The following is a 22,331-nucleotide window of genomic DNA, read 5'->3' on the forward strand; positions in this document are numbered from 1 at the left end:
GACGAGCGTCCTCGATGCGGAGCATCGTGGATGCTCGGCCAGTGCCGCGAGGTGCGTGCCTGGGCGTCGCAAGCGCCAAAGAACATCCGACGCAGGGCACTAGCTCCCAACGTTCCCATCCCGATTACCGCCACGCAATGGCCCCACCTGTCCATTCGAGCTGACGGGAACGAGGCGAACGCCGTACCGGTGACCAGGGCGGCGACCAGGGAAGTCCACTGGTGCAAGGGATCCCGGCGATGGCCAGGCTCGGTGACATCGACAGAACACCGCGGTTCTGTCCGTTTCGAAGGAGTTCGCCATGAGCATCTCTCCCAAAGCGTCGACCACCCAGGCAGACACCGAGGGGCCTTCGCGCCAGTTCTCCCGTCGCGGCTTCGTCGGCACCGGCGCCGCTGTTGCCGGTGGCTCGCTGCTCGGTGGGTGGATGGCGCCTGCCGCGGCTGCCGCGTCTCCATCGAGGTCGGTGCCGGACGGTTTCGGCTCGGTGTCCACCGCTCCGAGGCTCCCGGCCGGGTTCACCAGGACCTTCAGGAGCCGGTTCGTCCAGGCCAACGGCATCCGTCAGCACGCGGTGATCGGCGGTGACGGTCCGCCGCTGTTGCTGGTGCACGGCTGGCCCGAGAACTGGTACGCCTGGCGCCTCATGATGCCCGCCCTGGCCCGCGACTTCACCGTCATCGCCGTCGACCAGCGCGGTATCGGACTGACCGAGAAGACCCGCGACGGGTACGACGCCGGCACCCTCGGCGACGACCTGGCCGCACTGATGACCGAACTCGGCCACCAGCGGTTCGCCCTGGTCGGCCACGACACCGGGTACATCATCAGTTACGCGCTGGCAGCCGATCACCGTGACCGGGTCGCCCGCCTGGTTGTCGCCGAGATCCCCGGACCACCAGGAGTGGTGGACCCCATGGTCCCGCCCCCGCCCCTTTTCCTCCCCGAGTTCCTCAACAACAAGCTCTGGCACATCCCGTTCAACCGGGTCAACGACGAACTGATCGTGGACATGGTCAAGAGCAACGCCGACGCCTACTACCGCTACGAGTACTCCATCCAGGCCGGCGGTCCGACGCTGCCGGACTCCGCCATCGACTACTACGTCGCCCTGTACACCCGCGACCGCAACACCCTGCGCGCAAGCTTCGGCCTCTACCGCGCCTGGGACGCCATCGTGGAACAGAACGGGAAGCGTCAGGACACAAAGCTGACCATCCCCGTCCTCGGGATCGGCGGGGAGAACAGCTGGGGTCCCGCCGCCGCCGGCGGAATCAAACCCGCGGCGACCGACGTACAGACCCTGGTAATCCCCAGCGTCGGCCACTGGGTCGCCGAACAAGCCCCCACAGAAATGCTCAAGGCGCTAGGCACCTTCCTGGCCCCATACCGCAAGGCCGGATAGCGCCCGCGTCTGACGGACGGTGCCTTGCCGGACCTCGGTGCCAGTGGAATGGTGAACGGAACGGCCCCACCATCCCCCTGCCCGGGGCCGGGTCTGTCCGGGACGGTGTGCCATGGCGAATAGGCCAGGTCTGCGAGGGCGTGCCAGCGAGTGCGAAGTGCTGAGCGACCTCGTGACGAATGCTCAGGCCGGCCGGAGCCAAGTGCTGGTACTGCGAGGCGAAGCGGGGATCGGGAAAACCGCGTTGCTCCATTTCCTGCTCCAGCATGCCGCGGACTGCCGGGTGAGCCGTGCGGCCGGCGTGCAATCGGAGATGGAGCTCGCCTTCGCGGGCCTGCACCAGCTCTGCGCGCCGTTCCTCAACCGGCTGGACGAGCTACCGGCCCCACAGCGTGACGCGCTCGCCACCACGTTCGGACTCCAGCCGGGAAATCCACCAGACCGCTTCGTGGTCGGCCTGGCCGTGCTGACCCTCCTGTCCGACGTGGCCGAGCAGCAGCCACTGATCTGTGTCATCGACGACGCCCAGTGGCTCGACCAGGCCTCCGCGCAGACGCTCGAGTTCGTCGCCCGCCGACTCAGCGCCGAACGGATGGCGATGGCCTTCGCGGTCCGCACCTCGGATCAGCCAAGACTGACCGGACTCCCCGAGCTGGAGCTACAAGGTCTAGCCGGCCGTGACGCGGCCGCGCTGCTGGAATCGGCCGTAGGCGCACTGGATGACCGGGTCCGGGGCCGCGTCCTGGCGGAGGCCCACGGCAATCCGCTGGCTCTGCTCGAGCTGCCTCGCCAACTGTCGTCGACCGAGCTGGCGTTCGAGCCCGGCCATGGACCAGCGAGCGACACCACCCTCATCAGCCGCCTGGAGGAAGGGTTCCTGCGCCAGCTGCAGGACCTCCCTGAGCAGACCCGCCAACTGCTCCTGCTCGCGGCCGTCGAACCGGTCGGTGATGTCGACCTCCTGCGGCGCGCCGCCCAGCGGATCGGCCTCGGGTACGACGCGACAGGGGCGGCCGACACGGCCGGTCTGGTCCAGTTGGGCCACCGGGTCGAGTTCCGGCATCCTCTCGTCCGATCGGTCGTGTACCGCGCGGCCACGCCGGAGCAGCGCCGTACCGCACACCAGGCCCTCGCGGACGTCATGAACCCGGACAAGGCCCCGGACCGCCGAGCATGGCATCGCGCCCGCGCGGCGGCCGGCCCTGACGAGACCGTCGCCGCCGAGCTCGAGCAATCGGCTGACCGCGCTCAACGGCGCGGCGGAGTCGCGGCGGCGGCCGCGTTCCTGGAGGCGGCCGCGACCCTGACCCCAGATCCGGCCCGGCGGGCACAGCGCTCCCTGGCGGCCGCCCAGACGAAGGCGACCGCCGGCGCGTTCGACGACGCCATGGCGCTCCTCGCAGTCGCTCAGGCGGGACCGCTCGACGAGGCCGAAGGCGCGCGCGTCCAGCTCCAGCATGCGCAGATCTCCCAGTACTCCCAGCATGGCAACAAGGCGCTGCCGCTCCTCCTGGCCGCCGCCCGCCGACTGGAGTCGACCGACCCGAAGCTCGCTCGGGAGACCTACCTCGACGCTCTCGCGGCGGCCATGTTCGCCGGCCGACTCGCGTCCGGGACCGACATCGGCATGCACCAGGTTGCCGAGGCGATGCGCCAGGTGCAGCTGCCCACAACACCGAGCAAGTCCGACCTGCTGCTCCGAGGGGTCGCCATGCTGTACACCGACGGGTACGCCGCGGGCGCGCCCGGCCTGCTCGACACCGTCCGGGCCTTCGGTCACGACGACCTGACGATGGACGAGGCCGTCCGCTTCGCGTGGCTGGCGGCGTGCGCGGCGACAGACCTCTGGGACGACGGCAACTGGGGCGTCCTCACCGGGCGACATCTGAACGCGATCCGGGACATCGGCGCCCTCGGCGTACTGCCAGTGGCCCTCAACAGCCGGATCATCTACGACCTGTACAGCGGCGACCTGGCCGAGGCCGAGGCCCTGGTCGCGGAGTGCCAATGGATCGCCGAGGCCACCGGCGGCCAGAACGCGATGATCCCCTACGGCGAGGTGAGCCTCAACGCCCTGCGCGGCCGCACCTCACTCGCCGAGGGTCAGTTCAAGAGGCTGCTGGACGACGTCACCGCACGGGGCGAAGGTGTCGGTTTGAACATGATCAGCTGGTTCCAGGCGATCATGTGCAACAGCCTCGGCCGGTACGACGAGGCGCTGGCGGCCGCGCGGACCGGGGCGGCGTCACCCCTGGAACTCGGACCGCCCAAATGGGCCCTGGCCGAACTGGTCGAGGCAGGCGTGCGCAGCGGGAACACGGACGAGGCTGCCGGCGCGCTAGAGCAGCTCACCTCCTTCGCGCAGGCCAGCGGCACCGAAGCGGCACTGGGCGTGCTTGCCGGGCGCAACGCTCTGCTGCGGACCGGGAACGCCGCGGAGGACTGCTATCGCGAAGAAGTCGAGAGACTCGGGCACACCACACTCCGCGTCGAACACGCCAGAGCACGACTCCGCTACGGCGAATGGCTGCGCCGCGAAGACCGCCGTACCGATGCCCGCACACAGCTCCGCACCGCCTACGAAGCCCTGAGTGCCATGGGCGTCGACGGGTTCGCCGAACGCGCCCGCAAGGAGCTCTCGGCGACCGGAGAGACCGTCCACCATCGCACCGTGGAGACCTCCGGAGACCTCACCAGCCAAGAGGCCCACATCGCCCGGCTCGCCGCGGAAGGGCTCACGAACCCCGAGATCGGCGCCGCCCTGTTCATCAGCCCGCGCACCGTCGAATGGCACCTGCGCAAGGTGTTCTCCAAGCTCGGCGTCACCACCCGACGCCAACTCCGGCAGTCACTGCCGGCCTCCGTCCGAACGCTTCAGCAGAACTAGTGTCCCGCAAGCTACATCGCTTACGGGACACCAGTGAGGCTTCGCCTCTGACCGCCGAGTGTGGGGCTGGCGTGGGTGTCACGGCGCGGAGCAGTCTGGGCTATGGCGACGGCGACGACCTCGCCCGCCTCCGCTTCAACCGGCTCACCCAACGACGGCAAGGAACCAACACCTACGACCTCACCCGACGGACAACGAATGGCGATCTTCTACACCAAAGTCCACGACCGCCTCCTCAGCCCCCTCCTCGCCGCCGACCACCCCCCCCCCGCCCCCACCGAGATACGACCAACACTGGCCACCATCGACCGCCACGCCCGCAGCCGCATCGACCACGAACACCTCGCAAAGGCCGCCTGAAACTCACGACCAACGCCACACTCCTAGCGGCCGAGCACCGCTAGTGGACCCCCGGAGGGCGCGAACTCTCGCCCACGCAGCCGCAGCGTGTGCTCCGCCCGTGCCGTGGGGGTTCGCCCACTGTCAGAACAATGGGGTAACCCCCACAGGAGGCAGCGAACCCCCACAGCACTAGCGGACTCCGGAGGGCGCGAAACCTCGCCCGCCGCAGCCGCAGAGTGTGCTCCGCCCGTGCTGTGGGGGTTCGCCCACTGTCAGAACAGTGGGCGAACCCCAACAGGAGGCAGCGAACCTCCCAGAGCGCCAGTGAGGCTTCGCCTCTGACCGCCGAGTGTGGGGCTGGCGTGGGTGTCACGGCGCGGGACAGCGATGGCGATGGCGATGGCGACGGCGACGGCGACGGCGACGGTCACGGTCAACGAGCCCGCCTCCGACCTCAACCGGCTCATCCAGCGACGGCAAGGAACCAACACCTACGACCTCACACCCGACGGACAACGAGTCGCGACCTTCTACACCAAAGTCCACGACCGCCTCCTCAGCCCCCTCCTCGCCGCCGACCACCCCCCGCCCCCACCGAGACACGACAAGCACCGGCCACCACCGACCGCCACGCCCGCAGCCGCATCGACCACGAACACCTCGCAAAGCCCGCCTGAAACTCACGACAACGCCACACTCCTAGCGGCCAAGCACCGCTGGAGCAAACGCCGGGAACAGCAGGACGGACAGCAGTCCGGCGCACATCAAAGCGGCGGAGGTGACCGAGGACATCAGCCCGGTCGCCACGCCGATCTGAGTCGCCGCGACGATGAACGGCAAGGACGTTGCCTGCAGCAACGCCATCGCCGCGGTCGGCCGCGCGCCAAGCCGCCGGATCCAGAGCAGCGCCGGTACGCCGCGGGCAGCGAGCAACGCCAGCAGGAACAACGGCACGCGCAGGAGCGCGGCGGGATCGTCCAGCAGCCCGCCGAGATCGAGCCGCAGTCCACTGGTGACGAAGAAGACCGGGATCAGGAATCCGTAGCCGATCGCGGCCGGCTACCGCCCCTCGACGAGCCTACCTACGCAGCGACCTCAACCAGTTCATTGCCACCGACCCCGCCGCTCAGCCTGCGAGGTGGTCTCGATTGATCGGGCTGGTGGTCGCCGGCTCTCGGGACCAGCGCTCCTCGATGTTGCCGAAGTGCCAGATCGCGAGCGCGAGGATCCACGCGGCCACGAAGAGGCCCACGATGCCGTAGCCGGCGTAGTCCAGGGGGATGGCTGCGACCGCGGCGACGGGACCGGTGGTGATGTTGCCCTGGTCGGCCACGACTCCGATCAGCTCGATCGTGCCGATGACGAGGGCAACCGTCACCGAGATGGTGGTGATGGTGAGGTTGTAGAAGACCTTGCGGACCGGGCGGGCGAAAGCCCAGCTGTAAGCGGCGTTCATGAACACCCCGTCGACAGTGTCCATCAGGCACATGCCGGCGGCGAAGAGGATCGGTAGCACGAGGATCGAGTAGAAGGGCAGGCTGAAGACGGCGGCGCCGCCTGCGAGCACCAGGAGACCGACCTCGGTGGCGGTGTCGAAGCCGAGTCCGAACAGCACCCCGACCGGGTAGATGTGCCACGGCTTGCGCACGGAGCGGGTCAGGCCGCCGAGGATCCGGTTCATGAACCCTCGCTTGTCGAGGTGAGCCTCGAGCTCCTGGTCGTCGTACCGGCCGCGGCGCATATCGCGGAAGACGCGGAGGATGCCCAGCAGCACAACGGCATTGAGGATGCCGAGTAACCAGAGGAAGGCTCCCGAGACCGATGCGCCGACAACACCGGTGATCGAGTGGAGGCCGGAGTCACCGTCCTCGACCGGCCCCGCCAGGGCTTTCACCCCCGCCGACAGCAGGAGTGCCAGACCGAAGACGATGGTCGAGTGGCCGAGTGAGAACCAGAAACCGACCGACAGTGGCTTGGGGGTGCCCGGGGGGACGTCGGCGGAGTCCGCGAGGAGCTTGCGTGTCGTGTTGTCGACAGCGGCGATGTGATCGGCGTCGAACGCGTGTCGCAGTCCGAAGGTGTAGGCGAGGACGCCGACTCCGACGGTGAAGACAGGGTGGTCGCCGCCGATCTGGTAGTGCCGCGGGACGACGAGGCCGAACAGGATGCCGAAGCCCAGTACGTGCAGGACCACGATGAACGCGGACATGCCGGCCAGGCTGCGCCAGTCGGTTCGGCCGAGGGAGCGGCGGAACCGGGCGAGTCCGGCGGCCTCGGTGCTGGGGTGTGGCATCGGAAGTTCTCCTTGTCTGGTGCGTTGACGAGCAGTGCTGGAGGCCCGCCCGGGCCGGCCGCCGACTCTTGTCGAACAGCAGCCGGCCAGGGCGGAATGAAGGTCCGCGGATCGGTCTACGCGCCGAGGCCGGATGGGTAGGTGTCGTCCCAGTCGCGCTGCTCGACATCGAGATCGAAGTCGCCGGCCGCCTCGAACGTCACGTGGGTCATCCCTTCGCCCGGGACGGCTCCGTGCCAGTGCCATGCGCCTGGCGGGTTGCTGATGACGTCGCCAGTGCGTACTACGTGTACGCCGTCGTCGTCGGCAACCACGCCGACGCCTTCGACGATGACCAGGTGCTGACCGCCGACATGCTGGTGCGGCACCGTCCTGGCACCGGCACCGAAGTGAACTGCCAGTGAGTCCAGACCAGGCAGCGCGCAGGGCAGGCCCTGCACTCGTACGTCGTCTGGGTTGTTGAAGAGCGAGCGAAGCTGGTCCGGGACCGGATCGCCTGACTGCCCTGTGGTGTTGCCGAATGCATCCATGATTCTTCCTCTGTCCTCGATGGGTGGGCGGCCGGATCATCGGTGTGTCCAGACCGCGCCGAGATGAATCGAACGTAGGTCGCGAGCGAGGGCCAGGGCTTGAGTCATCCGACTGCACCTGGCCCGTTGCGCCGCGCGGAGCCGAGATCGGCGACGTCGAAGCAGTCGAATGACCCAAGCCTCGCGCGGCGCGAACGCGTCACTGTGGCGGGGGCGGTTCGATGAGATCGCCGTCGCCACATCCGTTACCTGGAAAGGGAACCGACATGTCCCACCACCTCGACTCGCCGCTGGCTCGCAAGGACCCGCGGCTGAACATCACCGATCACTACGTCTTCGACTCGGGTGCCGGCACGGTCCTGATCATGAACATCCGGACGTCGCTCGCCGGCGACCCGGATGCGGACCCGTTCCACCCCGAAGCCCGCTACGAGTTCAAGGTCCACTTGGACGGCGACGAGCGGGAAGCTCTGACCTACCGCTTCGCCTTCGACCCGACGGAGGGCTCTGGCCAGCCGTTCACCGTAGAGCTGCTCGCGGGCCCGGCAGCTCTGGACGACGCCGGCAGCGGACCGGTGATCGCCCACGGAGTCACCGGCGACATACTGCAGACGACCGAGGGTGGTCAGGTATGGGCCGGAGAGGCGGTCGAGCCGTTCTTCCTCGACCTCAAGCAGCTCGACGTCGTCGATCAGACGGTCCTGCACGGCCAGGATGGTGACTTGACCCGGTGGGTCGCGGGCGTGGCGGAAGACACCTTCGCGGGTGCGACGGTCCGATCGATCGTGCTCACGGTTCCGACGGGCGCTGGTGCGTTCTCCGCGGGGCGTCGCATCGCCACCTGGTGCACCAGCAAACTGGCGACCGATGCCGGCGGCTGGCGACAGGTGGGACGGACCGCACTGCCGATGATCTGGCCGATCTTCCGGGACGCCGACTCCGACGAGGCGAGTCACTCCAACGAGACGCATCCCGCCGACGACGTCGCGCAGTACGGTCCGGTCATCGCTGACCTGGTGGCTTCGGTGGTTCGTCGTCGAGGAACCTCTGATCGTCCCGAGAGCTACGCCAACGACGTGGTGAAGCGGATCGTCCCCGACCTGGTCCGGTATGTGGTGGGTACGCCGGCACTGTTCGGGTTCTCCGGCTTCAACGGCCGCCGGCTCGCCGACAACACAGCGGAGGTGATGTTCTCGCTTGCGACGAACTCGGCCGTGACCAGCGGCCTGACCGCCGATCCGGGGCGCAGCCAGGACGTCTTCCCCTTCGTCGTCCCAGCGGCGCGCTGATCAGCCCAGCTCGTCGGGTACGGCGGTGGACAAGACGCCGGCGAGCTCCGAGCGCGAGCTGATGCCGAGTTTCGGGAAGAGCCGATAGAGGTGGGAGCCGATCGTTCGGTGCGAGAGGTATAGACGCCGGCCGATCTCGCGGTTGCTCAATCCTTTCGCGGCGAGTTGCGCGATTTGGAGCTCCTGAGACGTCAGGCGATCTCTCGCATCGGGTGTTCGGGGCATGCTCGTCTCCCCCGACGCACGGAGCTCCTGACGCGCCGCCTCAGCCAGTCCGCCGAACGCGAGGGCATCGAGGTTCTCCCAGGCGGCTCGAAGCGGCGCGCGGGAGTCGGCGACTCGTCGCTGGTGGCGGAGCCACCGGCCGTAGTTGAGCAGCAGACGTCCTCGGTAGCCGGGCCAGTCGGACAAGTCGGCGCTCAAGGCCGCTTGGTAGAGCTCCTCGGCCTTGTAGTCGGGCGATAGAAGCGGCCTCGCGTAGCTGAGTGTGGCCCGCAGGAACGGTCCTGAGGTCGCGGCCGCCAGCGACTCGAGCTGTTCGAGGTACAGCCGTGCCTTGTCGATGTTCCCGGAGCAGGCCGCGGCTTCGACGAGGTCGGCGAGCGCCCAGGCGCCGACGAAGGGATGGTAGGCGATGTCCCTGGGGTCCAATATCCGCCTCAGATGATCGAAGCCGATCGAGTACCGCTGCTGGGCGATGGCGTCGCGGCCACGCGCGAACTGGACCAGCGAGAGCATCGCGTGCGGGCCGATCGGCAGCAGCTCCTTCTCCGCTCGATCGGCCAGGGCGGCTGCGATCTCGGAGTCACCGCGCTCGCCGGCCAGGACCGAGATGGCAAGGTCAGCGGCCAGCGCCCACCGAGCTTGGCTGGTCTCGCGGGCAAGCCGGGCGGCTTCGTCGGCCGCCGGCAGTGCGAGTGTCTCCTGGGCGAGATGGATCGCCGCCCAGGATTGCGCAACCAGCGCCTGGGCAAGCAACCCGAAGCGGCCTTGCGCTCGCAGACCGTCGACAGCGCTGGTGAGGAAGCCCAGGGCGAGGTCGAACGCCCACACCGCGGACGCGGCCGCGCCGACGAGATGCAGAGCTACCGGGTCGCCGGTCGCATCCGGCGCCAGCTGTGAGATCCGGTCGATGACGAACGCACCCTGCTTCACCGGATCGGCCCAGGCGAGAACCGCAAGCCGGGCAGGGTCATCCTCCGCGACCGGGAGGCGTTCCACCGCGGCGACGACCAGATCGCGGGTTTCTTGCGTGGGCTTCCCCAACCAACAGCCCAGAGCGACCGTCAGGAGACACTTCAACGCCGTCGCCGGCCCGTTCGCGGTTGTCATCTTGCTTGCCAGCTCGGCAAGGGCCGCCAGTCTGTCGGCGCTCGACCAGCTGTCCTGATCGGACGCGTCGAGCATGAACGTCAGCTGTGTCCGCTCCTCCTGCCCGAGCTCCAACGACTTCGCCTCCGCAACGTGCCTGCGGGCGAGATCCGAGCGCCCGAGCTCGAACTCGATCTCGGCAGCACGGACCAGCAGGTGGCCGCGACTGGATGCGAACTCAGTGAGCTGCGCCGCCCGTTCGAGCGCCGCTGCCGCCCACGCAGGTGCCCCTTGGCGTAGCGCCCGTTCGGCGGCGGCGGTCAGGTCGGCAGCGACTTCCTCATCGGGGCCTGTCAACTCCGCTGCCCGGTGCCAAACGCTCCGCTCCGGATCCGCAGCGCACGTCTGCGCCAGTGCCTGGTGGGCTGCCTGCCGCACCGAGAGCGCGGCGGTAGAGGAGATCGCCGCCCGCACGAGAGGGTGCCTGAACCGCGCAGCCTCACGGTTCACCGACACCAGTCCGGCCGCTTCGGCCGGGGCGAGGTCGTCGACCGTGACAGGGCGGTTCTCGACGAGCGACGCAGCCGCGAGGATCTCGCTGAGACCTGCGCCTTCGTCCAGTGCCGCGACCAGGAGGAGCGAGCGCGTCGCCGTCGGAAGCTCGGCCACCCGACCGGCGAAGGCTCGCTCCAGCCGCTCTGTCAACGGCAACGGTGCCGTGGCCGACAACTCACCGCGTTCCCTCGTGTCGAGGGCTCGCGGAAGCTCGACGAGCGCGAGCGGGTTGCCACGGGCTTCGTTGAGCACACGCCGTCGAAGGTCGGAACGAAGTCCGGGAGCGCCGGCGTCGAGCAGGGCCTTCGCACTTGCGTCGTCCAGCGTTTCGAGTCGGAGCTCTCGCAGCCCTGCGTCGTCGAGAAAGGTGGCGTACCCGTCCCGGACCGCGAGGAGGAAGACGATCGGCGCCATCTCCACCCGTCGTGCCATGAAGGCGAGGACATCCCGGGTGGCGGCATCGAGCCAGCGCACGTTCTCGATGACGAGAAGAAGCGGGGCTTCGCCCGCTCGGTCCGCGACCAGGTTCAGTGCTGCCAGCGCGACCAGGAAGGTGTCCGGCGTCGGCCCGCCACTCACACCAAAGGCGACCGACAGGGCCTCACGCTGAGGCTCCGGGAGTGCGCTGACCTCCTGCATGCGAGGTCGCAGCAGTCGTTGCAGGCCGGCGAACGGCATCTGCGCCTCGAGGGGCGCTCCGGAAGTGCTGAGCACCGACATACCGAGCTGCTCCGCGCGTCTCCTCGCCTCGGCGACCAGAGCGGACTTGCCGATACCGGCCTCGCCCGTGATCAAGAGCGCTCCGCCATGACCGCCGAGGTTTTCGAAGAGCTCGCTCAGCACCGCGAGCTCGCGCTCGCGACCGAACAGCTGACTGACATGACGTTCGGCCACGACGGGTCCGGTACCGCCGGTACCGATCGCAGCGACAGGGACCGAGGCTCGATCTACGAGGGTGACCGTCGCCTGTCTGCCGGTATGCATGCGGACCTCGCAAGGTTTTATGGGTGTGGCTGTGTGACGACCTCACTGTCACCTTTGAGCGGTCCGCATCGCCCCCGGGGGGCCCCGGGATCGACCCCTGGTCTACGCCGACGAGGTGGGAGGGCTCGGATCCGGAAGGGCGCGGCGCAGCTGTCTGCGGGAGGTGATGTCGAGCTTGGCGAACACGTGGCCAAGGTGCCACTCGACGGTGCGAGGACTGATGAACAGGTGGGCGCCGATCTCGGAATTGGTCAGATCGTCGCGAGCCAGCCGGGCGATCTGCGCTTCCTGTGCGGTCAGCGCTTCGGACGTCTCGGCCATCCGCTTGCGCAGGGACTCGCCAGTGGCCAGCAGCTCGCGGCGGGCACGCTCGGCGAAACCTCCGGCCCCGGCTCGGCTGAACATGTCATCGGCCAGGCGGAGCTGCCGGCGAGCGTCCAGACGCCGGTTCTCGCGACGCAACCATTCGCCGTACAAGAGGTGGGCTCGGGCGAGGTGCACGGCGATACGGCTCCGGGTGAGGCGCTCGATCGCCTCCCGGTAGAGCGCGTCGGCAGCGTGGCCGTCGCTCAGCAACGCCCGTGAGCGGGCCTCCATCCCGAGCGCCCAGTCCGTGCCCACGGCGCGTGCTCGTTCCTCGAGTCGTCGCAGGGCGCCACTACCGATCTCCGGATTGCCGCTGCGCGCGGCCGCCTCGATCAATTCGACCAGGCCCCAGCCGAAGAGACCCAGATCGTCCTGCTCGCAGGCCCGTTGGGCGGCAGCGAAGGAATCCTCGTAGCGGCCGAGACCGTTGTACAGCACCGCGGTCGCGTATTCCGCCAAGGCGATCGCCCTTCCCTCACCTCTGCCGGTCGCATCCTCGACACTGGCCCGTACCAGCGCCAATGCCTGGGCCTCCTGACCACGCCAGGCGGAGAGCACCAGGGAGGTGTACATCAGGGGGACGCCGGCGGTCGCCTCGGTGATCGCATCGGCCTCGTCGATCAGCTCCGCCGCGGCAGAGAACTCACCGGCGTGCACGTGCACGCCGGCACGGTAGGTGAGCGCGATCGGCAGGACCGCCAGCGCGCCGGCATCGCGGGCGAGCCGCACCTGGCGGGTGGCCAGCTCATGCCAGGACTCGTCGTCCCACAGATCCGCCGCAATGCGGCACCCGAGCCAGAGCCACCGGAGGTGGTCCTGACTGTGGCCCTCCTCCCGGCGAAGAGCGTGCAGCCCTTCCTTGAGCGGTTGCACGCCTGCCGCGTAGCCCTCGGTGAAGCGTGACACCAGACCATCAAGGAGCAGATCGATCGCCCGTGGCGGCTGCGGTGCGCGCGGCGCGGTGCGCGCGGCCTCGGCCGCCTCGACCACTCCGCGGCCGCTGCTGAGGCGGCCGGCGAAGATCACTGCTCCGATCGCCTCGAGATACGTCTCACGCGCCAGCTCCGGGTCCAGCGCCTCGAGTCGCCGGGCGGCGCTGAGGAGCAGCGGCGGAGCGTCGTTGCCGCGTCTCAGTGAGAACGCCACCTCCGCGCGCAGCCGCTCCAGCCCAGCGCGCCGGAGGTCGTCGAGCGGTCCCAGCTCGGCCGTCGTCAGCAACGCCTCGGTCGCATTCGGCGCGCCCGCATCGAACTTGGCCTGGGCGGCGGCGAGCGCACGCGCTCCCCGGCGCCCAGGGTCCGGCGTGAGCTCGGTCGCTCGCTCCAGGAACGCGGCCGCCGCGGCCGCGCCGCCGCGGGCCCGCGCCCGGTCGGCAGAGCGCTCCAGTTCGTCGGCCACCGCCTCGTCAGGACCCGACGCCGCACGGGCACGATGCCACGCGCGACGATCGGGATCGGCCTCCGGATCGGTCGCCTCGGCCAGGACCCGATGCACCGCTTGCCGGTCCGCCAAGGACGCCGGCCGGTAGACCGCCGAGCGGACCAGCGGATGACGGAACCTGACCCGGGCCCCGAGTTCGACCAACCCCACGGCCACGGCCGGGGCGGCCGCGCCGGCTCCGATCCCCTGCAGTTCGGCCGCGCGCCACAACAGCGTCGCATCGCCGACCGGCTCAGCGGCCGCGGTGAGCAGAAGCCGCTGCGTGTCGCGCGGAAGTGATTGGAACTGCCGGTGGAAACTCTGTTCGATCCGGCTCTCCACAGGCTCCGTGCCCGGCAGACCGAAGCCGCCCGCCAGCTCCGCCGGCGTCAGCCCGCGGGGCAACTGCAGCAAAGCCAACGGGTTACCGCGGGTCTCGGCCACGATCCGGTCCCGCACCTGGTGGTCGAGGCGTCCGCGAATCGCTGATGCCAGGACCACGCGGGCGTCGCGTTCGCCGAGCCCGTGGACCTTCAGCTCTGGCAGACCCGCCAGCTCGGGTTCATTGCCGGGCTCACGGACGGCGAACGCCAAGGCCAGGGGATCGGCCTCCACGCGTCGCGCAACGAACGCAAGAGACTGTACGGACGCCCTGTCGAGCCACTGCACGTCATCGATCAGACAAGCCAGTGGCTGTTCTTCCGCCACACCGGCCAGCAGACTCAGGACGGCAAGCCCGACGAGGAAGCGATCCGGAGCATCCCCCCGCTGTAGCCCGAAGGCGACGCGCAGCGCATCCTGTTGCGGCACCGGTAGCTCCCCGACGCGATCGAGCATCGGCGAACAGAGCTGGTGCAGGCCGGCAAACGCGAGTTCCATCTCCGACTCGACGCCGACGACTCGTGCGACGCGGAAACCCGACGCGCGCTCGACCACGAAGTCGAGCAACGCCGACTTGCCGCAGCCGGCCTCGCCGCGCAGAACCAGTACGGAACTCCGGCCCGCCTGGACCTGGTCCAGCAGCCCGGCCAATGCCTCGCACTCGCCGCGCCGACCCTGTAAGACGGAACGCGGGTGATCCCGGGACGCGCCCATGTTCGATGGTAGGGATCACGTCCACTCGATCGGCAAGGCGCCCCAGCGTCCACGCTCCGCTGCGGTCACGGGAGAAGCTCCGGTTGTCAGGCGGGGTCTTCGGGGGTGTTGATCATCGCCGCGGCGGCGGGGGTGAGGGAGTTCCACAGTTGCTGGTCGATGGTCGGGGGCAGATGCAGCGTGTCGAGGGCGGTGCGCATGTGGTGGAGCCAGGCGTCGTGGGCGGCGCGGTCGACGCGGAATGGTGCGTGGCGCAGGCGCAGGCGGGGATGGCCACGGCGTTCGCTGTAGACGCGCGGGCCGCCCCAGAACTGGATGAGGAAGAGGGCCATGCGCTCCTCTGCCGGTCCGAGGTCTTCCTCCGGGTACATGGCACGCAGTACCGGGTCCTCTGCCACCCCTTCGTAGAAGAGGTGAACAAGACGGCGGATCGGCTCCTCACCACCGACTGCTTCGAAGACGGTCCCCGGGTTGTTGGTGATGTCGATTTCGTGTCACCGCCTCAGTCTCAGCATTCGTCCGTGCTCGGCGGTGCCGCTCGACTCATGGTTTGATCGTACACGAATGATTCGTGCCCTAACTATAGGGAGAAGCTGTGACGGAGAGCATCGGGTCTGGTCAACGGAAGGTGCGTTCGGAGGGGCAGTGGGCGGCTGGCGACCGCCAGCCGCTCAACGACAACGAGCGGATCAAGCAGGACGACGACGGGCTGAACGTCCGGCGCCGCATCGAGGAGGTGTACAGCAGGACCGGCATCGCCGGCGTCGACCTCACCGATCGGCGCAGCCGCTTCCGCTGGTGGGGCATGTACACCCAGCGCAAGCCCGGGATCCCCGGCAGCAGCATCGGGTCGATCGCGCCGGAGGACCTCGAGGACGACTGCTTCATGATGCGGGTTCGGATCGACGGTGGTGCGCTGACCACCGAGCAACTCCGCGTACTGGGCGAGGTCTCCCGCGATTTCGCCCGGGACACCGCCGACCTGACCGACCGGCAGAACGTCCAGCTGCACTGGGTGTACGTCGAGAATGTCCCGGAGATCTGGCGGCGGATCGAGGAGGTCGGCCTGACCACCGTCGAGTCCGCGGGCGACACCCCACGGGTCGTGCTCGGCTCGCCGCTGGCCGGTATCGCCGAGGACGAGGTCCTCGACATCACGCCCGCCGTTGCCGACATCACCGGACGGCTGCTCAGCAACCCCGAGTACTCCAATCTGCCCCGCAAGTTCAAGACAGCCATCTCCGGGTTGCAGGACGTGGCCCATGAGATCAACGACGTCGCCTTCGTCGGCGTGAACCATCCCGAGCACGGGCCGGGCCTGGACGTCTGGGTCGGCGGCGGGCTGTCGACCAATCCGAAGATCGCCCAGCGGCTCGGTGCGTGGGTGCCGTTGGCCGAGGTCGGCGAAGTGTGGGAAGCGGTGGTGGCACTGTTCCGCGACCACGGCTATCGGCGGTTGCGGAACAAGGCGCGGCTGAAGTTCCTGGTGGCGGACTGGGGCGTGGAGAGGTTCCGGGCGGTTCTCGAGGAGGAGTACCTGCAGCGCAGACTGATCGACGGACCGCCCCCGCCGCAGTTGTCGCGGCCCCGCGATCACGTCGGGGTGCAGCGGCAGAAGAACGGGCTCAACGCCGTCGGTGTCGCCCCGGTCGCCGGCCGGGTCGGTGGGAGCCGGCTGGTCGCGGCGGCCGCTGCGGCCGAACGAGCAGGTTCGCGACGGGTCCGCATCACTCCCCTGCAGAAGCTCGTCGTGCTCGACGTGCCCGACGACAAGGTCGAGGAGCTCATCGCCGAGCTCGGCGCGATCGGCCTGCCCGCGCGCCCGTCACCGTGGCGACGCGCCACCATGGCGTGCACCGGAGACGAGTTCTGCAAGTTCGGGATCGTCGAGACGAAGGCACGCGCCGCCCGGCTCATCGACGAACTGGAGGAACGGCTCGCCGACGTCCAGGACACGCTCGAGTCGCCGATCAGCATCCATCTCAACGGCTGCCCGAACTCCTGCGCGCGGATCCAGGTCGCCGACATCGGCCTGAAGGGTATGGCCCTCCCGGCCTCCGACGGCAGCCAGGAAGACGGCTTCCAGGTACACCTCGGCGGGGCGCTCGGATTCGACGGCACCTTCGGCCGCAAGGTCCGCGGCAACAGGGTCCGGTCGGCCGAAGCAGCCGACTACATCGAGCAGGTTGTACGCCGCTATGCCGATCAACGTGCAACCGGGGAATCCTTCGCGCAGTGGGTGGCGCGCGCCAGCGACGCGGATCTCGCCTGAGAAGGGTCCTACGGAGCAGATGCCTGTCCGCGTGCGGCCCGGTGCGAGGTGTTGGCCTCGTTGGCGGCGGCGATCACCCGGGTGAGCACCTGATGCAGGTGCTGGAGTTCGCTCACCTCCATGCCCAGGCGACCCACGATCGCCGCCGGGATCTTCTCGGCCTCATTGCGCAGCCGCCATCCCGCCGGGGTGAGGGTGACCGCAAGAGCGCGCTCGTCCTCACTGGCGCGCGGGCGATGGACGAACCCACTGGCCTCGAGGCGTTTGAGCAGTGGCGACAACGTGGCCGGCTCGAGTTGCAGTAGCCGGCTGAGGTCCTTGACCGACAACGGCGCGTGCTGCCACAGCGCCAGCATCACCAGGTACTGCGGATGCGTCAGCCCCATCGGCTCCAGCAGCGGACGGTAGACCGCGATCACGCCCCGCGAGGCGACCGCCAGGGCGAAGCAGACCTGATTTTCCAGGTCCAGCGGGTCGGCATTCTCGCCGAAGTCAGTCAAGGGGACCTCCATGAGACGTCAGAAGCCCACCGTACAACAGCTGGCATACTAATCATTAGTGTACTAATCATCTGGCAGTGCGGGGCAGGCATGAATCCCCACGCCGCCCACCATCGCCAAGGAGAACCTATGAGCCGCTCGAACGTACTTGTCGACGCCGACTGGATTCTGGAGCACCTCGACGACTCAGGCGTCGTTCTGGTCGAGGTCGACGAAGACGCCGGCGCGTACGACGAGAACCACCTCCGCGGAGCCGTGAAGCTCGACTGGAGGGAGGACCTGCAGGATCCGCTCCGCCGCGACTTCATCGACAAGGCCGGCTTCGAGGCCCTGCTGTCGCGCAAGGGCATCGCGAACGATGACACCGTCATCCTCTACGGCGGCAACAACAACTGGTTCGCCGCCTACGCCTACTGGTATTTCAAGGTCTACGGCCACCGTGACGTCCGCCTGCTCGACGGCGGACGCAAGAAGTGGGAGCTCGACGGTCGCGAGCTGTCGACCGAGGCGGTGCAGCGCCCCGCCACGCAGTACCGCGCCCAGGAGCCTGACGCCTCGGTCCGCGCGTACCGCGACGAGGTGATCGCCTCCATCGGCACCAAGCCCATCGTCGACGTCCGGTCGCCCGATGAGTTCTCCGGCAAGATCCTCGCCCCGGCCCACTTCCCCCAGGAGCAGCCTCAGGTGCCCGGTCACGTACCCACGGCCAGGAACGTCCCCTGGTCCACGGCCGCCAACGACGACGGCACGTTCAAGTCGGACGAGCAGCTACGCAGCCTGTACGGCGAGGCGTCTGTCGATCCGGACGCGCCCGAGACCATCGTCTACTGCCGTATCGGCGAGCGCAGCGCTCACACCTGGTTCGTGCTCAGCGAGCTGCTCGACCGCCCGGGCGTCAAGAACTACGACGGCTCCTGGGTCGAGTACGGCTCCCTGGTCGGCGTCCCCGTCGAGCGCGGGTCGGCCGCCTAAGTCACCTCAACCGGCTGCTGGGGTGTTCCTGGAGCGCACGCAGGAGCGCCTCGGCATCGGCCGGCGACATCTGTTCGACGAACCGCAGCAGGGTTCTGGTGTTGTCCCCACTGCCGTCGAGGGCCTGCCGCATCAGCCGGGCGCAGTACTCCGGCCTGGTCGACTCCGGCCGGTAGCGATACGCGCGGCCGTCGAGCTGCCGGCTCAGCCAGCCCTTCCGATGCAGGTTGTCCATCACCGTCATGACGGTCGTGTAGGCGAGCTCGCGGACACGGCGCAGGTCGTCGAGAACCTCCCGCACGGTGGCGGGATCGTCACGCGACCAGAGCCGGTCCATGACAGCGGCCTCCAGATCGCCGAATCCGCGCACGCCACCCTCCTCGCGTCGACCTGCCGGACCCGCCGTCATCCCCGAAAGTCCGGGGATCACCTTGTTCGCGGTCATTCCACGGCACCTGCTCCGTTCTGGGATCGACCGGAGGGGTGAGGTGGTGGGTGAGGACAAGTTCAACCTTGTGCGATTGTGAAAACACTCTGGACACTCAGAGCACGTCCCGACCCGGAGGTGCTCCGATGCAGATCCTGATGAGTGAAGTCGAGGAACGACACGCGGCCCTGGTGGGGCTGCTGCAGCGGGCGGAGTGCCGCCGGCACTCCGCGGCGACACCCGGCGAGATCCGCGACAACACCGACAGGTTCCTCGCCGCGGCCAGCCGTCACGGGGCCGCGACGACGCGGGTCCTGCTCCCTGCGGTCAAGCGACACCTGGGGCGGGCCGAGGTCCGCGACTTCGTCCGGCTGTCCCGCCGGCTCGAGCGGGTGCTGGTCCGGGCGAAGGCGAAGCAGTACGGCGGCGCTCAGACCGTCCACCATTCATGGAGCTCGGTCTGGAGCGGTGTGCGCGGCAGGCTCACCCAGACCCTCGCCGCCGAGCGACGCCTAGTGGGGATGCTCAGTCAGCACCTCGGCCACCCAGACCAGAGGCGGCTGCGCACCCACTTCACGCTGGCCGTCGCGGCAGCGCCGACCCGTCCGCATCCGTGTCTCCCGCGGACGGGTCCTGCGGGGCACCTGACCAGGCTGATCTGCGCCCGCTTCGACGCCGTCTGGGACGAACTGGAGGGACGGGTGACCTCACCCGCTCTTGTCGGCCGAGTCCTGGAACACGCTGCTCCCGTAGATGTCGTCGGCCGTCAGCGTCACAAGATCCTCCTTGCGCAGCGGCCGCCGCAGCTCGACCAGCCGGCGAGCCTGCCGCAGGCGTGACCGCTCGATCGCGTTGCGCACGCTCCGGGCGTTGGAGAACCGAGGCTGCTCCATCCGCCGGCTCAGGTACTCGGAGAAGGCCTGGTGGGCCGCCTCGTCGAAGCGGAAGTTCTCCGACGCCACCATCAGGCCGGCGATCTGCAGGAGCTCCGGGTAGCTGTAGTCGTCGAACGCGATGTGATGAGGCACCCGGGAGCTGAGCCCCGGGTTCGCCGAGAAGAACGTCGCCATCCGGTCGGGATAGCCCGCGAAGATCACCACCAGGTCACCCCGCTCGTTCTCCATCTCGGTGAGCAGGATCTCGATGACCTCCTGCCCGTAGTCCCGCTCGTTCTCGGGACGGAAGAGGTAGTAGGCCTCGTCGATGAACAGCACTCCCCCGGCGGCGCGGGCGATCGCCTCCTTGGTCTTCGGTGCCGTGTGGCCGATGAACTGGCCGACCAGGTCGTCGCGGGTGACAGTGTGCACGCGCGGCGCACGGATGTAGCCCAGCGCATGGAGGATCGCCGCCATCCGCAGCGCGACCGTGGTCTTGCCGGTACCCGGCCCACCCGTGAAGCTCATGTGCAGAGTGGGCCGCGACGAGGTCAGCCCGAACTGGCGACGTGCGCGGTCCACCTGCAGCAGCGAGGCGATCTCGCGGACCCGGCGCTTGACCGGCGCGAGGCCGACCAGCTCCGCGTCGAGCGAGGCCAGGGTCTGCTCGACGCGGGCGGCGGCCTCGTCCGCGGACAGGTCGAGCTCCGCGTCGTCGGCGAGGGTGACCGATTCCGCCGACTCCTCCTCGGGCTCAGCTACAGCCGGGCCGGTGGCGGACGGACGGGGATAGCCGAACCCCTTGGGCGTGTCCATGACGGTCATCCGCTCACATACCGCGCCCCGGCGGGACGGCTCGTGGCGTACGACGTGACGGCGTACTGCTGGGTCCGGTCCACGCCCTCGATCCGGGTGAGGAGGAAGCCCGGCTCCTCGGCCGGGCTCTGGACCAGGAACTGCATGGCGGTGGTCTGCCGGCCGAGGCTCGCGTCGTACGCGAGCACGCGCACGTAGTGGTTCGGGAAGGTGGCCCGGCACTCGTTGATCTGGGCAAGCACCCCGTCCGGTTCGACGAGGTCGAACATCGGCAGACCCCACATCTCCCAGTAGACGTTGCGTGGATGCGGGTCGTCGGTGTGCTCGACCGAGACGGGCCAGCCGCGCTGCAGGGCGTAGCGAACCTGCGCGGCGATCTCCTCGTCGGTGAGGTCCGGCAGGTAGGAGAAGGTTCCGTGGCGGAGTTTCATGGCGTGCTCCTGTCGGTGGCTCGGGTCAGGCGGAGGGCAGTGCGGTCGGTACGACGTCGGGCGCGTCGGTGCTGGTGTAGTCGAAGGTGACGTTGCCCCAGGTGGACAGGGCCGCCTCCAGGGGTGCGCAGGTCTTCGCCGCGTTCCGCAGTACGTCTGGTCCCTCGCGCAGCAGATCGCGTCCCTCGTTGCGCGCCTTGACCATCGCCTCGAGCGCGACGCGGTTCGCCTCCGCCCCGGCCGCGATGCCGTACGGGTGGCCGATCGTGCCGCCGCCGAACTGCAGGATGACGTCGTCGGAGAAGAGGTCGAGCAACTGGTGCATCTGACCCGCGTGGATGCCACCCGACGCCACCGGCATCACACCGGGCATCGAGATCCAGTCCTGGTCGAAGAAGATCCCGTTCTCCGGGTTCGCCGGCACGTGGTTCTCGCGCAGCGTGTCGTAGTAGCCCCGGGTCGTCGCCGGGTCCCCCTCGAGCTTGCCCACCACCGTGCCGGCATGGATGTGGTCGACCCCCATCAGGCGGCACCACTTCGCGATCACCCGGAAGCTGACGCCATGCGACTTCTGCCGCGTGTACGTCGAGTGGCCGGCTCGGTGCAGGTGCAGCAGCATGCTGTTCTCCCGGGCCCAGTGCGCCATCGACTGGATCGCGGTGTAGCCGATCGTCAGGTCGATCATCACGACGACGCTGCCCAGTTCCTTGGCGAACTCGGCGCGACGGTACATCTCCTCCATCGTGCCGGCGGTGACGTTGAGGTAGTGGCCCTTGATCTCGCCGGTCTCCGCCATCGCCTTGTTCACCCCCTCCATGCAGTAGAGGAAGCGGTCGCGCCAGCGCATGAACGGCTGGGAGTTGATGTTCTCGTCGTCCTTGGTGAAGTCCAGGCCGCCCCGGCAGGCCTCGTACACGACGCGTCCGTAGTTGCGGGCGGACAGGCCGAGCTTGGGCTTGATCGTTGCGCCCAGCAACGGGCGGCCGTACTTGTTCAGCAGTTCGCGCTCCATCACGATCCCGTGCGCGGGACCCTGGAACGTCTTGGCGTACGCGACCGGGATCCGCAGGTCCTCCAGCCGCAGCGCCTTCAGCGGCTTGAACCCGAAGACGTTGCCGATGATCGACGAGGTGAGGTTCGCGATCGACCCCTCCTCGAACAGGTCGATGTCGTAGGCGACGTAGGCGAAGTACTCACCCGGCCGTCCCGGCACCTCCTCGACGCGGTACGCCTTGGCCTGGTAGTGGGAGTTCGCGGTGAGCCGGTCGGTCCAGACGACGGTCCACGTCGCGGTCGACGACTCGCCGGCGACCGCGGCCGCCGCCTCGATCGGCTCCACGCCGTCCTGGGGCGCCACCCGGAAGACCGCGAGTACGTCGGTGTCCTTCGGAATGTAGTCGGGATTCCAGTAACCCATCCCGGCATAGCTCTGCACGCCCGGATCCCAGCGTTCCTTGGTCTTCGCGCCGTCCTCGATGATCGTCATCGGCTCTTCCCTCTCGGTCTCGTCAACCTGCCGTGGGTCCAGTCTGGGTGGCCTGACGCATCACCTACAATTGAAT

General features: G+C 68.7%; 17 protein-coding genes and 1 pseudogene. 7 read left to right on the forward strand and 11 right to left on the reverse strand.

Annotated elements, in window-relative coordinates; translation table 11 throughout:
• Window positions 1-301 precede the first annotated feature (301 nt).
• From ACFPJ1_RS08610 to ACFPJ1_RS08625, 4 genes and pseudogenes are all read left to right on the forward strand, one after another.
• The gene (locus ACFPJ1_RS08610; RefSeq protein ID WP_380102717.1) at window positions 302-1,405 is read left to right on the forward strand and encodes an alpha/beta fold hydrolase; all 1,104 of its coding nucleotides are present in this window, start codon (window positions 302-304) and stop codon (window positions 1,403-1,405) included.
• A 112-nt stretch (window positions 1,406-1,517) separates the two neighbouring features.
• Window positions 1,518-1,979 (forward strand): annotated as a pseudogene (locus ACFPJ1_RS08615) (AAA family ATPase); the annotation flags it as partial.
• Between the two features lie 2,022 nt (window positions 1,980-4,001).
• Window positions 4,002-4,292, forward strand: coding sequence for a helix-turn-helix domain-containing protein (locus ACFPJ1_RS08620; RefSeq protein WP_380102930.1), 291 nt, complete (start codon window positions 4,002-4,004; stop codon window positions 4,290-4,292).
• A gap of 198 nt (window positions 4,293-4,490) precedes the next feature.
• Window positions 4,491-4,652 (forward strand): hypothetical protein, encoded by a 162-nt coding sequence (locus ACFPJ1_RS08625; protein ID WP_380102719.1) that lies wholly within the window; start codon window positions 4,491-4,493, stop codon window positions 4,650-4,652.
• A 681-nt stretch (window positions 4,653-5,333) separates the two neighbouring features.
• Here the strand turns inward: ACFPJ1_RS08625 and ACFPJ1_RS08630 are convergent.
• The 3 genes from ACFPJ1_RS08630 to ACFPJ1_RS08640 form a co-directional block, all read right to left on the reverse strand.
• A complete protein-coding gene (locus ACFPJ1_RS08630; RefSeq protein ID WP_380102932.1) occupies window positions 5,334-5,684 on the reverse strand; it encodes a cation:proton antiporter domain-containing protein in 351 nt (116 codons plus the stop codon).
• Window positions 5,685-5,760: 76 nt separating this feature from the next.
• Window positions 5,761-6,927 (reverse strand): Nickel transporter NicT, encoded by a 1,167-nt coding sequence (gene nicT / locus ACFPJ1_RS08635; RefSeq protein WP_380102721.1) that lies wholly within the window; start codon window positions 6,925-6,927, stop codon window positions 5,761-5,763.
• Window positions 6,928-7,043: 116 nt separating this feature from the next.
• On the reverse strand, window positions 7,044-7,457 hold the full coding sequence (locus ACFPJ1_RS08640; RefSeq protein WP_380102723.1) for a cupin domain-containing protein: 414 nt from the start codon (window positions 7,455-7,457) through the stop codon (window positions 7,044-7,046).
• Between the two features lie 266 nt (window positions 7,458-7,723).
• Here ACFPJ1_RS08640 and ACFPJ1_RS08645 point away from each other — a divergent pair, with 266 nt between their 5' ends.
• Entirely contained in the window at window positions 7,724-8,746 is a 1,023-nt protein-coding gene (locus tag ACFPJ1_RS08645; RefSeq protein ID WP_380102725.1) for a DUF4331 family protein, read from the forward strand.
• Here the strand turns inward: ACFPJ1_RS08645 and ACFPJ1_RS08650 are convergent, their stop codons facing one another.
• The 3 genes from ACFPJ1_RS08650 to ACFPJ1_RS08660 form a co-directional block, all read right to left on the reverse strand.
• A complete protein-coding gene (locus ACFPJ1_RS08650; protein WP_380102729.1) occupies window positions 8,747-11,506 on the reverse strand; it encodes an ATP-binding protein in 2,760 nt (919 codons plus the stop codon).
• Between the two features lie 192 nt (window positions 11,507-11,698).
• A complete protein-coding gene (locus ACFPJ1_RS08655; RefSeq protein ID WP_380102731.1) occupies window positions 11,699-14,476 on the reverse strand; it encodes an ATP-binding protein in 2,778 nt (925 codons plus the stop codon).
• An 86-nt stretch (window positions 14,477-14,562) separates the two neighbouring features.
• A complete protein-coding gene (locus ACFPJ1_RS08660; RefSeq protein ID WP_380102934.1) occupies window positions 14,563-14,964 on the reverse strand; it encodes a globin in 402 nt (133 codons plus the stop codon).
• A 107-nt stretch (window positions 14,965-15,071) separates the two neighbouring features.
• Here ACFPJ1_RS08660 and ACFPJ1_RS08665 point away from each other — a divergent pair, with 107 nt between their 5' ends.
• A complete protein-coding gene (locus tag ACFPJ1_RS08665; RefSeq protein ID WP_380102733.1) occupies window positions 15,072-16,748 on the forward strand; it encodes a nitrite/sulfite reductase in 1,677 nt (558 codons plus the stop codon).
• Window positions 16,749-16,756: 8 nt separating this feature from the next.
• On the opposite strand, the gene ACFPJ1_RS08670 is transcribed toward ACFPJ1_RS08665, so the two are convergent.
• A complete protein-coding gene (locus ACFPJ1_RS08670) occupies window positions 16,757-17,248 on the reverse strand; it encodes a MarR family winged helix-turn-helix transcriptional regulator (RefSeq protein ID WP_380102735.1) in 492 nt (163 codons plus the stop codon).
• A 129-nt stretch (window positions 17,249-17,377) separates the two neighbouring features.
• On the opposite strand from ACFPJ1_RS08670, the gene ACFPJ1_RS08675 reads away from it, so the two are divergent.
• Entirely contained in the window at window positions 17,378-18,220 is an 843-nt protein-coding gene (locus ACFPJ1_RS08675) for a sulfurtransferase (protein ID WP_380102737.1), read from the forward strand.
• Window position 18,221: 1 nt separating this feature from the next.
• Here the strand turns inward: ACFPJ1_RS08675 and ACFPJ1_RS08680 are convergent, their stop codons facing one another.
• The 4 genes from ACFPJ1_RS08680 to ACFPJ1_RS08695 all read right to left on the reverse strand — a co-directional run bounded on the left by ACFPJ1_RS08680 (window position 18,222) and on the right by ACFPJ1_RS08695 (window position 22,255).
• On the reverse strand, window positions 18,222-18,665 hold the full coding sequence (locus ACFPJ1_RS08680; protein ID WP_380102739.1) for a BlaI/MecI/CopY family transcriptional regulator: 444 nt from the start codon (window positions 18,663-18,665) through the stop codon (window positions 18,222-18,224).
• A 689-nt stretch (window positions 18,666-19,354) separates the two neighbouring features.
• Window positions 19,355-20,347, reverse strand: a complete 993-nt coding sequence (locus tag ACFPJ1_RS08685; protein WP_380102741.1) for an AAA family ATPase — start codon at window positions 20,345-20,347, stop codon at window positions 19,355-19,357.
• Window positions 20,344-20,769: a ribulose bisphosphate carboxylase small subunit gene (locus tag ACFPJ1_RS08690; RefSeq protein ID WP_380102743.1), complete on the reverse strand. Its 426-nt coding sequence runs from the start codon at window positions 20,767-20,769 to the stop codon at window positions 20,344-20,346. Before ACFPJ1_RS08690 ends, ACFPJ1_RS08685 begins: the two co-directional genes overlap by 4 nt.
• Before the next feature lie 25 nt (window positions 20,770-20,794).
• Window positions 20,795-22,255 carry a form I ribulose bisphosphate carboxylase large subunit gene (locus tag ACFPJ1_RS08695; protein ID WP_380102744.1) on the reverse strand — a complete coding sequence of 487 codons (1,461 nt, stop codon included), beginning with the start codon at window positions 22,253-22,255 and terminating at the stop codon, window positions 20,795-20,797.
• Window positions 22,256-22,331 lie beyond the last annotated feature (76 nt).

This window comes from Kribbella qitaiheensis (genome assembly GCF_042657745.1).
Lineage (GTDB): Bacteria > Actinomycetota > Actinomycetes > Propionibacteriales > Kribbellaceae > Kribbella > Kribbella qitaiheensis.

Bases quoted from the DNA above. Each gene is read 5' to 3' on its own strand.
- ACFPJ1_RS08610 (WP_380102717.1), top strand. From the start codon at position 302: ATGAGCATCTCTCCCAAAGCGTCGACCACCCAGGCAGACACCGAGGGG.
- ACFPJ1_RS08620 (WP_380102930.1), top strand. From the start codon at position 4,002: ATGGGCGTCGACGGGTTCGCCGAACGCGCCCGCAAGGAGCTCTCGGCG.
- ACFPJ1_RS08625 (WP_380102719.1), top strand. From the start codon at position 4,491: ATGGCGATCTTCTACACCAAAGTCCACGACCGCCTCCTCAGCCCCCTC.
- nicT (WP_380102721.1), bottom strand. From the start codon at position 6,927: ATGCCACACCCCAGCACCGAGGCCGCCGGACTCGCCCGGTTCCGCCGC.
- ACFPJ1_RS08640 (WP_380102723.1), bottom strand. From the start codon at position 7,457: ATGGATGCATTCGGCAACACCACAGGGCAGTCAGGCGATCCGGTCCCG.
- ACFPJ1_RS08645 (WP_380102725.1), top strand. From the start codon at position 7,724: ATGTCCCACCACCTCGACTCGCCGCTGGCTCGCAAGGACCCGCGGCTG.
- ACFPJ1_RS08655 (WP_380102731.1), bottom strand. From the start codon at position 14,476: ATGGGCGCGTCCCGGGATCACCCGCGTTCCGTCTTACAGGGTCGGCGC.
- ACFPJ1_RS08675 (WP_380102737.1), top strand. From the start codon at position 17,378: ATGAGCCGCTCGAACGTACTTGTCGACGCCGACTGGATTCTGGAGCAC.
- ACFPJ1_RS08680 (WP_380102739.1), bottom strand. From the start codon at position 18,665: ATGACCGCGAACAAGGTGATCCCCGGACTTTCGGGGATGACGGCGGGT.
- ACFPJ1_RS08685 (WP_380102741.1), bottom strand. From the start codon at position 20,347: ATGACCGTCATGGACACGCCCAAGGGGTTCGGCTATCCCCGTCCGTCC.
- ACFPJ1_RS08690 (WP_380102743.1), bottom strand. From the start codon at position 20,769: ATGAAACTCCGCCACGGAACCTTCTCCTACCTGCCGGACCTCACCGAC.
- ACFPJ1_RS08695 (WP_380102744.1), bottom strand. From the start codon at position 22,255: ATGACGATCATCGAGGACGGCGCGAAGACCAAGGAACGCTGGGATCCG.